Annotated in this window: 12 protein-coding genes; 5 read left to right on the forward strand and 7 right to left on the reverse strand. The window is 67.2% G+C overall.

What is annotated here, in order from left to right:
* The first annotated feature begins 197 nt into the window (after window positions 1–197).
* The gene (locus HV793_RS16440; protein WP_119451386.1) at window positions 198–605 is read left to right on the forward strand and encodes a group III truncated hemoglobin; all 408 of its coding nucleotides are present in this window, start codon (window positions 198–200) and stop codon (window positions 603–605) included.
* On the opposite strand, the gene HV793_RS16445 is transcribed toward HV793_RS16440, so the two are convergent.
* The 6 genes from HV793_RS16445 to HV793_RS16470 form a co-directional block, all read right to left on the reverse strand.
* A complete protein-coding gene (locus tag HV793_RS16445; RefSeq protein ID WP_175213545.1) occupies window positions 606–2,876 on the reverse strand; it encodes an ATP-dependent DNA helicase in 2,271 nt (756 codons plus the stop codon).
* Entirely contained in the window at window positions 2,873–4,516 is a 1,644-nt protein-coding gene (locus HV793_RS16450) for a VRR-NUC domain-containing protein (RefSeq protein WP_175213546.1), read from the reverse strand. Before HV793_RS16450 ends, HV793_RS16445 begins: the two co-directional genes overlap by 4 nt.
* A gap of 69 nt (window positions 4,517–4,585) precedes the next feature.
* Entirely contained in the window at window positions 4,586–5,095 is a 510-nt protein-coding gene (locus tag HV793_RS16455; protein ID WP_175213547.1) for a P-loop nucleotide/nucleoside kinase family protein, read from the reverse strand.
* 271 nt (window positions 5,096–5,366) lie between these two features.
* Window positions 5,367–6,680, reverse strand: coding sequence for a cytochrome c (locus HV793_RS16460; RefSeq protein WP_175213548.1), 1,314 nt, complete (start codon window positions 6,678–6,680; stop codon window positions 5,367–5,369).
* Between the two features lie 12 nt (window positions 6,681–6,692).
* Window positions 6,693–8,468 carry a GMC family oxidoreductase gene (locus HV793_RS16465; RefSeq protein WP_054456372.1) on the reverse strand — a complete coding sequence of 592 codons (1,776 nt, stop codon included), beginning with the start codon at window positions 8,466–8,468 and terminating at the stop codon, window positions 6,693–6,695.
* A 3-nt stretch (window positions 8,469–8,471) separates the two neighbouring features.
* Window positions 8,472–9,185, reverse strand: coding sequence for a gluconate 2-dehydrogenase subunit 3 family protein (locus HV793_RS16470; protein WP_054456371.1), 714 nt, complete (start codon window positions 9,183–9,185; stop codon window positions 8,472–8,474).
* Window positions 9,186–9,464: 279 nt separating this feature from the next.
* On the opposite strand from HV793_RS16470, the gene HV793_RS16475 reads away from it, so the two are divergent.
* The 4 genes from HV793_RS16475 (at window position 9,465) to HV793_RS16490 (ending at window position 11,938) form a co-directional block, all read left to right on the forward strand.
* Window positions 9,465–10,031 (forward strand): hypothetical protein, encoded by a 567-nt coding sequence (locus HV793_RS16475; RefSeq protein WP_175213549.1) that lies wholly within the window; start codon window positions 9,465–9,467, stop codon window positions 10,029–10,031.
* A gap of 169 nt (window positions 10,032–10,200) precedes the next feature.
* Entirely contained in the window at window positions 10,201–10,797 is a 597-nt protein-coding gene (locus HV793_RS16480) for a hypothetical protein (protein ID WP_054456366.1), read from the forward strand.
* Entirely contained in the window at window positions 10,794–11,375 is a 582-nt protein-coding gene (locus HV793_RS16485) for a hypothetical protein (RefSeq protein WP_175181309.1), read from the forward strand. Before HV793_RS16480 ends, HV793_RS16485 begins: the two co-directional genes overlap by 4 nt.
* A complete protein-coding gene (locus tag HV793_RS16490; protein ID WP_054456364.1) occupies window positions 11,372–11,938 on the forward strand; it encodes a hypothetical protein in 567 nt (188 codons plus the stop codon). The genes HV793_RS16485 and HV793_RS16490 overlap by 4 nt, the downstream gene beginning before the upstream one ends.
* A gap of 1 nt (window position 11,939) precedes the next feature.
* Here the strand turns inward: HV793_RS16490 and HV793_RS16495 are convergent, their stop codons facing one another.
* Window positions 11,940–13,214, reverse strand: a complete 1,275-nt coding sequence (locus HV793_RS16495; RefSeq protein WP_175213550.1) for a hypothetical protein — start codon at window positions 13,212–13,214, stop codon at window positions 11,940–11,942.
* Window positions 13,215–13,319 lie beyond the last annotated feature (105 nt).

Here is a 13,319-nt window from a genome sequence, read left to right on the forward strand (position 1 = left end):
CCTTCGACTCGGGGCGCCTGATCATATGGGGTCGCGCTTGCCGGACGCCGGCCGCGCAGGCAGACGATACTACGCAAACCACAGGCGCCGCGCTTGGCGCGCCGGATCCCGCGGCAGGCCGGAAAACTTGCGCCAGATCAAACCGCAGGCTGGCGCACCCGCCCTAAGATCGCCTTCCGCCCCACAAGGAGACGACCTTGACCTCAGACGCAGACATCTGCACCGAAGCCGAAATCCGCGACCTGGTGCACGCCTTCTACGGCAAGGCGCGCGCGGACGCGCAGCTGGGCCCGGTCTTCAACAGTCAGGTGCACGACTGGGACGAGCATCTGGCGACCCTGTCGGATTTCTGGTCCGCCGTGCTGCTGGGCACGCGCCGCTTCACCGGCATGCCCATGCCCAAGCATGCCGCCATGCCGAACCTCAGCGCAGAACTGTTCGAGCGCTGGCTGGCGCTATGGCAGGAGACCACCGACGCCCTGCCCAACCGGGCGCTGGCCGACGCAGCCCAGGAAATGGCCCGGCGCATGGCGCGCAGCCTCTGGTATGGGTACCAGCTCAGCCGCGACCCCAGCCAGCCGCTGACCGAACTGCACCCGGCCTGATCACTCGATCCGCCACCAGCCCGGCAGCAGCCCGCGCACCTTGGCGCGGCGGTAGCGGTCGTCGATCAGGTGCACCGTGCCCACGTCGTGTTCCGTGCGGATGACGCGGCCCGCCGCCTGCACCACCTTCTGCATGCCGGGGTACAGGTAGGTGTAGTCGTAGCCGTTCTCCACGCCATAGCGCAAGTCCATGGCGCGCTTCATGTTCTCGTTCACGGGATTCACCTGCGGCAGCCCCAGCGTGGCGATGAACGCGCCGATCAGCCGCCTGCCGGGCAGGTCCACGCCTTCCGAAAATGCGCCGCCCAGCACCGCGAAGCCCACGCCCTGCCCCGTTTCGGTAAAGCGCGCCAGGAACGCCGCGCGGCCCGCCTCGTCCATGCCCGGCGTCTGCAGCCAGATCGGCACCGCGGGATGGCGCTCACGCATCAGGTCCGACACCTGGCGCAGATAGTCGAAACTGCTGAGAAAACCCAGGTAGTTCCCCGGCCGCTCGGCGTATTGCCGCGCAATCAGTTCGACGATGGGCGCCAGCGAACGCTCGCGATCGCGATAGCGCGTGGATACGTTGCCCACCACCCTCACCGCCAACTGCTCGGCCTGGAATGGCGCGGCCACGTCCAGCCAGGGCGTGGCCGCGGGCAGGCCCAGCGTGTCGCGGTAGAACTGCTGCGGGCTCAGCGTGCCCGAGAACAGCACCGTGGCATGCGCCGCCGCGTAACGCGCCGCGAGGTACGGCGCCGGGATCACGTTGCGCACGCACAGCACGGAGGGCGGCGTCTTGGCGCCGGCCGCGCTGGCGTCCGACAGGGTCACATCGAACAGCGCGTGCGAGCCGAACTGCTCGGCCAGCCGCATGAATTGCAAGGCCTCGAAGTAGAACGCCAGCACGGGATCGTCCTGCGGCAGCGGGTTCTCGGCCATGTGCTCCATGATCGCGCCCACCGCCTTCTGCACCGCGGCCAGCACGCCGGCCGCGACCTCGTCATAGGCCTGGTAGCGCTCCGCCTGCTTCTTGTTGAGCGCGTTCCATGAGCGCTGCAAACCATCCAGGGACTTCTTCAACCCCTTGGGCACGGCGTAGCGCGCCGCCGCAAGCGAGGCCTGGTCGAGCTCGCCCGTGTACATGCGGCGCGCCCGGTCGACCAGATTGTGGGCCTCGTCCACCAGCACCGCCACCTTCCATTGGTACACCTGCGTCATGGCGTACAGCATCGCACTGGCGTCGTAGTAGTAGTTGTAGTCGCCCACCACCACGTCGCTCCAGCGGATCAGCTCCTGCGACAGGTAGTACGGGCAGACCTGATGTTCGCGCGCGGTGGCCGCCACCGTGGCGGCATCCAGCCGCGCATGCGACAGCGCGGCCTCGCGCGCCTGCGGCAAGCGGTCGTAGAATCCCTGCGCCAGCGGGCAGGACTCGCCGTGGCAGGCCAGGTCCGGGTGGACGCAGGTCTTGTCGCGCGCCTGCAAGTCCAGCACCCGCAAGCCGGGCGCAGCCGGCTGCGCGTTGACCGTGTCCAGCGCCTCAAGCGCCAGGCCGCGGCCCGGACTCTTGGCGGCCAGGAAGAAAATCTTGTCCAGGCTCGCGCCCGGGCTGGCCTTGAGCAGCGGGAAGATCGTCCCCAGCGTCTTGCCTATGCCGGTGGGCGCCTGGGCCATCAGGCAGCCGCCGTCGCGCGCCGTGCGGTACGTGGCCACGGCGAGCTCACGCTGCCCCGCGCGGAACTCGCCGTACGGGAACTTCAGCGCTTCCAACGCCGCATCGCGCGCCTGGCGGTGCGCAAGCTCGGTCGCTGCCCAGGCCAGGAATCTTCCGCATTGCTCGCGGAAGAACGCCTGCAGCGCGGCGGCCTCGTGCGCTTCCACCAGCACCGTCTCTTCCTCGGTGACCACGTTGTAGTACACCAGCGCCACGTGCAGGCTTGCGAGTCCGCGAGCCTGGCACAGCAGATGCCCGTACACCTTGGCCTGCGCCCAATGCACTGCGCGGTGGTTATCGCGCACACTTTCAAGCTGGCCGCGGTAGGTCTTGATCTCTTCGAGCTGATTGGCAACGGGGTCGTAGCCATCGGCGCGGCCGCGCACCAGCAGGTTTTCATGCAGGCCGGACAGCGCCAACTCGGTCTCGTAATCCGGCCCCCGGCGCCCCGTCACGGCGGCATGGCCCGCCATGCCCTCCAGACCCGTAGGCGCAGGCGTGAAGCGCAGGTCCAGATCCCCCGCCCGCGCCGTGAATTCACACAGGGCGCGCACCGCCACGGCGTAGCTCATGCCGCGTCCTCGCGCCAGCTGACGTGGCACACCCGCACCGGCATGCCGTGCGACACGCAGTACCGCAACCAGCGGATCTGGTTGTCCTGCAGCTTGTCGCCCGGCCCCTTGACCTCGATCAGCTCATAGCGGCGCTCGGCCGGCCAGAAGCGGATCAGGTCCGGCAAGCCGGAGCGGTTGGTCTTGACGTCGCGCAGCAGGCGTTCGAAGTACAGCTTCAAGTGGGCGGCAGGCAGGCAGTCCAGCGCCTGCGTCAGTAGGTCCTCGGACAGGGAGCCCCAGAAAACAAAGGGCGATTGCAGTCCGGATTTTTCGGCGTAGCGTTGCAGGATCAGGTCGCGGTAGCCCGGCGTGTCCAGCTGCGCCAGGCATTGCGCAAAGAGCGCCGCGCGGCGCTCATGGAAATCCGGCGCGTCCAGGTCCGCCGGACCGCGCTGGAACGGATGGAAGAAAGCGCCCGGCAAGGGCGCGAACACCGCGGGCCAGCACAGCAGTCCGAACAGCGAATTGATCAGCGCGTTTTCCACGTAGTGCACGGGTGCGTCGTCCCGATGCAGGTGATCGCGGGTGACGAATTCGACCGAAGTTCGCTCTGCCGGGCGCGCCAGCGTCAGATCGGTGCGCAGCAAGGCGGGAGCCGAATCGCGCGCCGGAGCGCCCTGCCCCGCGCCGCGATACAGCCGCGGCAGCATGCGCGCCAGGCGCTGGCTTTCCTCTTCGCTTTCAGGTTGGGCCTGCGCCTGCAGAGCCAGGGCCAACGCGTCGCCGTGCCGCGCCATGCGTTCATACACGCGGATGCGGCGATGGCGCGCGCCAGGATATGCGCAGGCCTCGTACACGCGCTGCGCGGTGTCCCAGTCCTGCGACCGCTCGCAGGACTGCCCGATGCGCAACAGCACTTTGGCGCGACGCTTTTCGAGCCAGGGGTTGGCGCTGGCGCAGGCCTGCACGGCCTGCATCAGCGCATCGGCATCCGCCCCCTCATCCAGGGCGACGCGGCAGGCGTGCAGCGCCAGATAGCAGTCCACGTCTTCGCGCGTCTGGAAGGCGCGCGACGAGGCATCGAACGGCACGGTCTCGTACTGGAATACGCCCAGGTCGGCCAGCACGAACTCCGACCAGTCCTGGTGCAGATTGCCGAAGAACATCAGGCGGAATCGCTCACAGACATCCGATACGGTCACGCGCCAGACTGGCTCGTCCGCTGCGGGATTCCAGTCCGCATAGGGCCGCGCATCCGCGCACGCGACGCGCACGGCCTCCAGCAGATCGCCCTTGCGCGGGGCGGACTTGGCCGGCACCTGCGCAAACATGCGATTCAGCTCCGGCTTGGTATGCAGGCCGAAGAGTTCATCCAGCGTCATCGGCGCCTGCGCGTCCAGCCAGCCCAATTGCAGCAGCGGCCCGGCGGCGGCCTCGGCCGCGCCGATCTCCTCGTAGGTCAGCCGGCTGGCGCGGAACCATGGGCCGCGCCGCATCAGCATGCGCACCATCAGGGCCTGGGATGCCTGCGGCAAGACCGGAAATTCCGCCATGAAGCGGCGCTCGGCGTCGTCCAGCAGGTCGGCGTAGCGGTCGCCCACCCACGTCAGCGCGCGCTGGAAGTTGTGCAGATAGTAGTAACGGTAGGCGGGGAACATCGGTCGGGCCGGAAGACTGGATATTTATCCAGCAATCATAGCAGGCGCGCCCGGCCGGCGTCCCTCTCTTCAGGCTTCGTGGCGCACCAGATTGAACCCTTCGTCTTCGTCCGGCTCGACGAAGTACGCCGTGATCATGTCGAACTGTTCGTCCGTGGTGGTGTAAGGGTGCGTGCCCGAGGCATTGCGCGCGCGCAGCCTGGCCTTGCAGACCTCATCGGGCAGATCCAGAAAATGCAGCTGATGGGCGCAGCCGGCCTCTTGCGCCACTTGGCGCAGCCATTCACGGCTGCGCCGCGTGTTGGCCGGGAAGTCCAGCACCACCGACAAGCCCGCCCCGACCAGCGCCGCCACGTGGCTGCCCATGGCATTGCGCAGGCGGCTGGCGCAGCGGGCGTAGTCGGTCAGGTCCACGATTTCTCCGGGATACAGCGCCGCCAGCCAGCTGTCCTCGCTGAGCAGGATGGTGCCGGGCCGCGCGGCCAAGGTTTGCGCCAGCGTGGATTTGCCGGCGCCGATCTTGCCGCACAGAAAGTGCAGCATGGGCGTGGCGGCGGCGGAAGGTTCTGTGGACATCATGAAGTGCTCTCCTGGAAAAAACTGCGGCAGGAGGCGGGCCAACAAAAAACCCGCCTCTGGCGGGTTTATGTAGCGATGTACCGACGCGCGCTAACCCACCATGACCTTGATGGTGGTAATAATCAAAGCGAACGGGGTCAGGGATCGGCGCATGTGGTGAAGCTTGCGCCCGGCATCGGCTCTTGTCAAATTCCGCGGAAAAAACAGCGCCGGCAAGCCTTGCAGCTTGCCGGCGCCGTGTTGCATCACGCTGCGCGATGCCGCGGGGACCTCAACGCGCGGGCTGCGGCGCCGCCCCCACGTCCTTGCGCACCTTGGCCACGTCGGCGGCGGTGACGGCCGCCCCCTGGTTGCCCCAGCTGGACCGCACGAACGTCACCACATCGGCGACTTCCTTGTCGGTCATGCGCCAGTCGAAGCCCGGCATCGCGTAGGCAGTGGGCGCCGCCGCGGTGGCCGGCATCTGCGCGCCCTTGAGCACGATGTGGATCAGGGACGCGGGGTCCGCCGAATTCACCGTCGAGCTCAACGCCAGCTGCGGGAAGGTTTCCGCATAGCCCTTGCCGGTACTGCGGTGGCAGGCCGCGCAATTGTTGAGGAAGGCCATGGCGCCGTCGCCCTTGTCCTTGCCCGTGCGCAGCGCCTGCGCCACGGACTCGTTGTAGGCCAGCGGCTTGGTGGCGTCCTTGTTCACCGGCGGCAGGCTCTTCAGATAGGCCGCGATGGCGTTCAGGTCGGCATCGGACAGGTGCTGCGTGCTTTCGCCCACCACCTGCGCCATGCCGCCAAAAGCCGCGGAATGGCCGTTGCGACCGGACTTCAGGAAGGCCACGATGTCCGCCTGGCTCCAACTGCCCAGGCCGTCGGTCGTGTCGCCGCGCAGGTTCTTGGCCAGCCAGCCTTCGACCACGCCGCCGGACAGGAAGGCCGAGCCGTCCGCCTCGGTCAAGGCCTTTTCCTGCAAGGCGACGCCGCGCGGCGTGTGGCAGGTGCTGCAATGGCCCAGGCCTTCGACCAGGTACTGGCCGCGCAGGAGCGCGGCGCGGTCGGCGCCCTGGGTGTCCGCGGTCACGGGGGCCGTGGCCACGTCGGGCGCAAACATCCAGCGCCACACGCCCAGCGGCCAGCGCATCGACAAGGGCCAGATGATGTCCGTGTCCTTGTTCTCCTGCCTGACCGGCTCCACGCCATGCATGAAGTAGGCGTACAAGGCCTTCACGTCCTCGGGCGTGACCTTGGCGTAGGCGGTGTACGGCATCGCCGGATACAGCGAGTGCCCGTCCTTGGCCACGCCATGGCGCACGGCCCTGTCGAAGTCCTCGTAGGAGTAGCTGCCGATGCCGGTGTCCTTGTCGGGCGTGATGTTGGTGGAATAGATCATGCCCAGCGGCGAATCGATGCCCAGGCCGCCTGCAAACGGCTTGCCGTCCTTGGCCGTGTGGCAGGCGATGCAGTCGCCGGCGCGCGACAGGTACTCGCCCTGCTTGATCATCTGGGCGTCGGCGGCGGCCGGCGTGCCGTCCGCGGCGAACGCGGCGCTGGCCACCAGGGCGGAGATGGCCGCAACAATGGTCTGCTTAATCATTGTGCCGTCTCCTTAAGCCTGGACCAGCGGGCCGGGGTTCTTCAGATACAGGTCGCGGATCGCCTGCGCCGACCAATAGGCCAGCGCCCCGACCAGGCCGGTGGGGTTGTAGCCCATGTTCTGCGGGAACACGCAGGCGCCCATCACGAACAGGTTGGGCACGTCCCAGCTCTGCAGGTACTTGTTGACCACGCTTTCCTTGGGGTTGGTGCCCATGATGGCGCCGCCCGTGTTGTGCGTGCTCTGGTAGACCCGCGTGTCGTAGCGCGCGCCCTTCTTGCGCACTCCCACGGCGTACTTTTCGGGCTTCATGGCCTTGGCCACTTCTTCCATGCGCTTGCCCATGTAGCCCAGCATGTCGAACTCGTTGTCGTGCCAATCGAAGGTCATGCGCAGCAGCGGCTGGCCAAAGCTGTCCTTGTAGGTCGGGTCCAGCGACAGATAGGCGTCGCGGTACGACATCACCGAACCGGAAATGCCTATGGACATGTGGCGCTGGTAGGCGTCCTGTACGCCGGCCTTCCAGCCCGTGCCCCAGCTGGGCGTGCCCGGCATGGTGGGCGTCTGCTTGATGGGACGGCCGCCGTAGCGCACGTGGCGGATGCTGGCGCCGCCCAGGAAGCCCAGCGGGCCGTGGTCGAACTGGTCGCCGTTCAGGTCGTCCATGCCCACGCCGCCCGCGCCCGTGCCCACGAAGGGATTGAGCTGGGTGCCCTTGGGCAGCAGCACGCTGACCGCGCCGTTCATCTGGTACGCGTAGTTCTTGCCGACCACGCCTTCATTGGTCTTGGGATCGTAGGGCTTGCCGATGCCGGACAGCAGCAGCAGGCGCACGTTGTGCATCTGGTAGGCCGACAGGATCACCAGGTCCGCCGGCTGCTCCACTTCGCGGCCTTGCGCATCGATGTAGGTCACGCCCACGGCCTTCTTGCCGCTCGAGTCCAGGTTGACCTTGATCACGTGCGAGTGCGTGCGCAGCTCGAAGTTGGGCTTCTTCAGCAGCACCGGCAGGATGGTGGTCTGCGGCGAGGCCTTCGAGTACATGTAGCAGCCGTAGTTCTCGCAGAAACCGCAGAAATTACAGGGGCCGAGACGCACGCCATAAGGGTTGGTGTACGGACCCGAAGCATTGGCCGCAGGCGCCGGATACGGATGGAAACCGACCTCGCGCGCCGCCTTGTCGAACAACTGGGCGCCGTAGGTGGTGGTCAGGGGCGGCAGCGGAAATTCCTTGCTGCGCTTGCCTTCCAGCGGATTGCCGCCTTCGACGATCTGGCCGTTCAGGTTGCCGGCCTTGCCGGAGGTGCCGCATACGTACTCGAACTTCGTGAAGTACGGCTCCAGCTCGTCGTAGGTCACGCCGAAATCCTGGATGGTCATGCCTTCAGGGATGAAGTTCTTGCCGTAGCGCGTTTCATACCGGGTGCGCAGCTCCAGTTCTTCGGGCAGCACACGGTAGTGCATGCCATTCCAGTGGAAGCCCGCGCCGCCCACGCCCGTACCCAGCAGGAACGAGCCGTTCTGGCGATACGGCACGGCCACGTCGTCCACGCCATGGCGGATGGTCACGGTTTCCTTGGACAGGTCCTGGAACAGCTTGCCGCGCACGGAGTACGCCAGCTCATCCGCAACCTTGGGATACTCGGCGTCCTTGGGCGTGTCCTGCATCGCGCCGCGCTCCAGCGCCAGTACATGCAAGCCGGCCTCGGTCAGCTCCTGGCCGAGGATCGCCCCGGTCCAGCCGAACCCGACCAGCACCGCATCGACTTTGTCTTTCTTGATCGCCATGGCTTAACCCTTCTCCCCAGAGATCGACACCGGGCCATAGGGATACTTCGCGTTGGGCTGGTCGGCCCAGTCCATGAAGTCCGCGCGCGCGCCCGGGAAACCCACCATCTTCCAACCCACCATGTTCTTGTTGCCGCCATACATCGGATCGGCGAAGAAGCCTTCCTTGGTGTTGGAAAGCAGGAAGCTGAAGAACGTCGTGGCAGGCACGGTTTCGAACTTGATCTTGCCGCCCTGCAGGTCCTTCAGGATCTGCTCCTGCAGCGGCTTGTCCAGTTCGGCGTAGGCCTTGCCGTGCGTCTTCACGCACCAGGCGTCACAGGCCTCGATGCCGTGGCGATAGACCTCGCGGGGATTCTGGTTCAGCTGGTAGCCCAGTTCCGGCACCTGGTCGGTGTGGAACGGACCTTGCATGTACCAGAGCTTGCCGTGGCCGAACGGGGTTTCCATCTGGCGGTCGATGAACTCCGGCACGCCGGCCTCGATGGCGCCGGGACCGTACTGGTCTGCGGGAATCAGATGATCCACCGCGGCCACGATGAAGGCCCATTCGGCCTTGGTGAAATAGGTGGGTTCGTAGGGCTTGGCCGCGCGCGCTGCGGCGCTATCCGGCTCGTTGGTACAGCCGGTGGTCATTGCGCCCACCGCCAGCGTCGACGCCGGCACAATGGCCAACGCCTGCAGGAACCGCCTGCGCGGCTTTGCGTCTTCTGTCATAGACATCTCCGTGAATACTCCAAGTTGTCCTAGCTACCGAACATGAACCTGGGAACACGAACCGCCGAGCTAGTGACAACACGCTCTTCGCTTGCAGAAAATCGACCCGATCCCCACGACATGGAGCTTGGGAAAGGGTGCGCACATTATGCGCTTTTTAGGCCATCTGATACGCTCAGATGACCATATCAGATCGATTTTCTTGACATGAAAATAAGTTTTGCATTAAGGACAAAGTAAGTGCCTTTGCACTAGACCCGCATGACAACGGACCCACGCATGAACGAAAAAACCAAGACCTGGCGCAGCACTACGACGACGCGCAGCTGGAGCGCCGCGAAGGACCTCACGCCTGAACAGCGCGCCAACATCGAAGATCTGCTGGACGGCGGAATGGACGGCGCCACGGTCAGCGAGACCTGGAGCTATGCCGGCATCGAAAACGGCGAGTCCTTCAAGGTCGAGATCAAGAATGGCGCGGTCACGGTCAATGGCCGCAAATACGACAGCCTGGACGAAGTGCCGCGCGCCGAACGCGAACGCATCGAGGCATTGCGCGCCGGCCAGGGCGATGGCGGCCTGTGGGACATGCTGCGCAATGCCGGCGTGGACGTGGAAAATCTCGCGCCGGGATTGAAGCCGCAGGGCGCGAAGCCGGAGTTCGTGATCGAGACCGATGAGCCGACGCCGACCCGCGCCCCGACGGCAGCCGTCCAATCGGACCCGAACGCGGGCCTCCCTCCGGGCGCCGTGCCGGCCAAGGGCGGCGGCCTGCGCAGGACGCTGCTGATCGGCGTCGCGATCGGCTTGGGCTGGTGGGTGGCGCGGGCGCTGAACCTGTTCTGAAGCGCCCGGGACTGCGCAACGCGCCCGGCGAATTGTTTCAAAACTTGGCCGGCGCACGCAGCATTGCCGCCCCCGACATGCATGGAAACATAAGGACAAAACCCGCCAGGAGCGACACGCCTACGATCTGGGATTCCCGATGCGCGCGGCCTGCGCGCCTGGAGTCCGGATGCGCGTACTGCACTCGCTCAGAGCCCGTGTCGCAGCCAGCCTGGCAGGCATAGGCTCTCTGGTCGCCGCGGCCAGCGTGGCGATTTACGGCGCCTACGGCAAGCTCAACCGTGCGTCCGAACCCGTGTATGGCGCCGATATCTCGATCCAGACCGGCCAGTGGCAGGTGGTGCCGCGCCGGGCCTGGACCGCCTCCACGCCCAAGGTCTATGGCGTGCCGCTCAAGCCCGGCGCCACGGCGCTGGTGGTCGAGGCCGACCTCACCAACCGCACCGCCGAATCGAGCGCCGACTATCTCGGACTGCTGCGCTGGAATGCGCCGTTGGGTTCGGCTGCCGGCAAGCCCATGGTGGTCGGCCTGCGCGACTCCCAGCAAATGCCTTATCTGCAGCCCGGCCTGCCCGAGCGCATGGCCTTCGTCTGGATGCTGCCCCCCGCGGCCGCGGTTCCCATGCGCACCGCGCTCGCGGTGCAGAGCAAGATCTACAAGCCCGTCGACAACCTGTATGGCGCGCCGGGCTGGTTCAATCCCGCGAACGTGGGCCGGATCGAGTTGCCGATAGCCCCGGGCGGCGCGCCGGAGTCGGCCCCATGAGCGCGCGGCTGGGCACCCTGCTGCTGGTGCTGGCCGCCGCGCTGGCCCTGTACGCCATGCAGCGCACCACGCCCCGCTACATGGCGCTGACCGGCCCCATCACGGCAAGCGGCGCCATGGGACAGACGGTGAGCGCCAGGCTGTTCGACGTCACTGTGGAGCGCGTGCAGTTCGCGCAGCAGCTGAACTACAAGAGCCTGAGCGCCACGCAGACGCGCACGACGGGCGGCGTCTGGGCCATCGTCTGGCTGCGCCTGGCGGCACGGGACACGTCGGCCACGGTCGGCGAAGCCGCCTGGCTCGGACCCGGCGGCCTGGCCTACCGCCATACGGACCGCCTTGCCCTCGCGCGCAACCAGCCGCCCCACGCCTTGGAACCGGGCCTGCCGCGCACCGTGCGGCTGGTGTTCGAGATCCGGCCGGATCAGGCGCGCGGCGCCACGCTGCTGCTGTCCGCGCGCTATGACCCGCGCCTGGATTCGCAGGTGCGCATTACGCTGGACGACGTCCCGCTGGACGCCTCCGGCCGGCCCATCGCCGCCGCCAACCATGATCTGGAACAGGAGGCCGCCCCATGAACGATGCGGCCGCTAGCGAACGCCGCTGGCGCCGCCGCAGCCTGTGGCTGCTTCCTGTGCTGCTCGCGCTGACGCTGTACTGGAGCGGTCGCGACAGCGTGGCCCGCTGGCTCGCAGGCCGCGAATTGCAGCCGCGCGAAATCGCGGCGGGCGCGCAGGCGCCGCTGGGCGGCGCGCAATGGCAGCTGCGGCAATTCGCGGTACTGGAACCACCCGCCGGCAGGGGTTGGCAGCCCGGCTCGCGCGCCGCGCTGGCTGCTTTCTCCGTGCAGGTGCAATCTGCCGATCTGCCCACGCGCTGGCGCGGCTGCCGTATTGCGCTGCACGACGCGCAGGGACGCACCTGGCTGCCCGCCATCGCCCCGGCGCTGCGCCTGCCGCGCGGCACCGCACGCGGTTGCGTGGCGGCGGCCCACAGCGGCGCCGCACCCGGCGCCAGCGTCGAAATCATGGAAGCCTTCATGGTGCCCGCCGACGCAGCCGCGCCCTGGTCTATCACCGTGTCCATCGACGCCGAACGGCCCGCCTACCTGCGCTTCGCGCCGCCGGAGCCTGCCGGCTGACTCACGCTGCTGGCGCGGGCGCCGCGCTGCGCATCTTCCAGGGTGCGTAAGCGCATTCCAGCACGGCCGCAAGAAAGCAGATGCGCACGGGTTCGATCAGCAAACCCGTGGAAGAATCGCGGAAGGGGCTGCCGAACAGCAGCGAAACGCCATGCGCCAGCACCTGCCAGGTATCCAGGTCGTGCGGACCGATCAGGCGCGCCGCGCCGTACCACAGCCACGCGGCGCCCCAGTCGATCAGGCGGTAGCCCACGATGAGCGTAACCAGCAGCAGCGCGCTGCTGTGGAAGGCCAGCCGCACGCCGCTGGCCAGCGGCAGATAACGCTTGCGGTAGCCGGCCACGAAATGCTCGACGAAATCGCGCAGAAAACGCGGCACGGCGCGGTAGCGATCGCCCAACCGTTGCAGCCGTTCATAGCGCCTGAGATCGGCATCGTCGCGCACGTCATAGCCATAGACCAGTGCGGCCATCACCAGCCATATCACCGGCAACAAGGCATAGAAGAACAGGCTGAGCAGCGCGGCGCCCAGGCCGCGCCCCTGCGCCTCCACGGGCGTTATGCCCGCCGCCCAGGCATTCGTGACGGGCGTCAGCATGTTCATCAGGGACTGCAACAACGCCTCCAGGCCGCGCCGGTCGGCCAGCCACTGCCACGCCTGGTCCTTCCAGCGGCTGATGACGTACAAGCCGATCAGCACCCAGTTGGTTTCGCACAGCACCACCAGCCATTGCCAGCGACCCTTGCCCGTGCGGTCGCGCGCCGTCACCGCCGCCTTGCGCACCAGCCAGGAAATCGCCACCGACACCAGCAGCCAGCGGGAATCCAGCGCGTCCAGCACATTGCCGTGCTCGCCCAGCGGATCCAGCCCATAAGCAAGACGCGAGTATTGCCGCACGATGTCGCCCAGGAAACCCCAGGCGGCGTAGTAGGCGAAGAACGGCAACAAGGCCACGGTCAGCGCCCGCCCCAGACGTCCGTTGCTGCCGCCGGCCTCCGCCTGTCCGGCGTGCGCCGCTTCCTGTGCGCTTCGCAAGGCTGGCAGACCCGGTAGCAGCACCAGGAACATGGCGACAGTGGTGACCAGCTGAGCCAGGGCCACCAGCGTAAGCACGGCCAGGCCGGCCAGATGGTTGGCGAAGCCGGTCTGCGCCGCCACCCACAGCAGCACATCGCGGGCCAGCGTGCCTGCCAGCACCAGCGCCATCAATTGCGGCCAGAACCGCAGCCACAGCCGGCCGGTGAGCGCCCATGGCGCGAGTACGGACTCGAGCATGCCTACACCCTGCAGTGCGCGGATTGAAGCGGACGATGTTAATGCCGCCCGGACGCGCGGAGTGTTACCGCTCGCCACGATTGCGCACAGGGTGTCAATATACGG

It is taken from the genome of Achromobacter aegrifaciens, assembly GCF_902859965.1.
In the GTDB taxonomy this organism is placed as follows: Bacteria; Pseudomonadota; Gammaproteobacteria; order Burkholderiales; family Burkholderiaceae_B; genus Achromobacter; species Achromobacter aegrifaciens.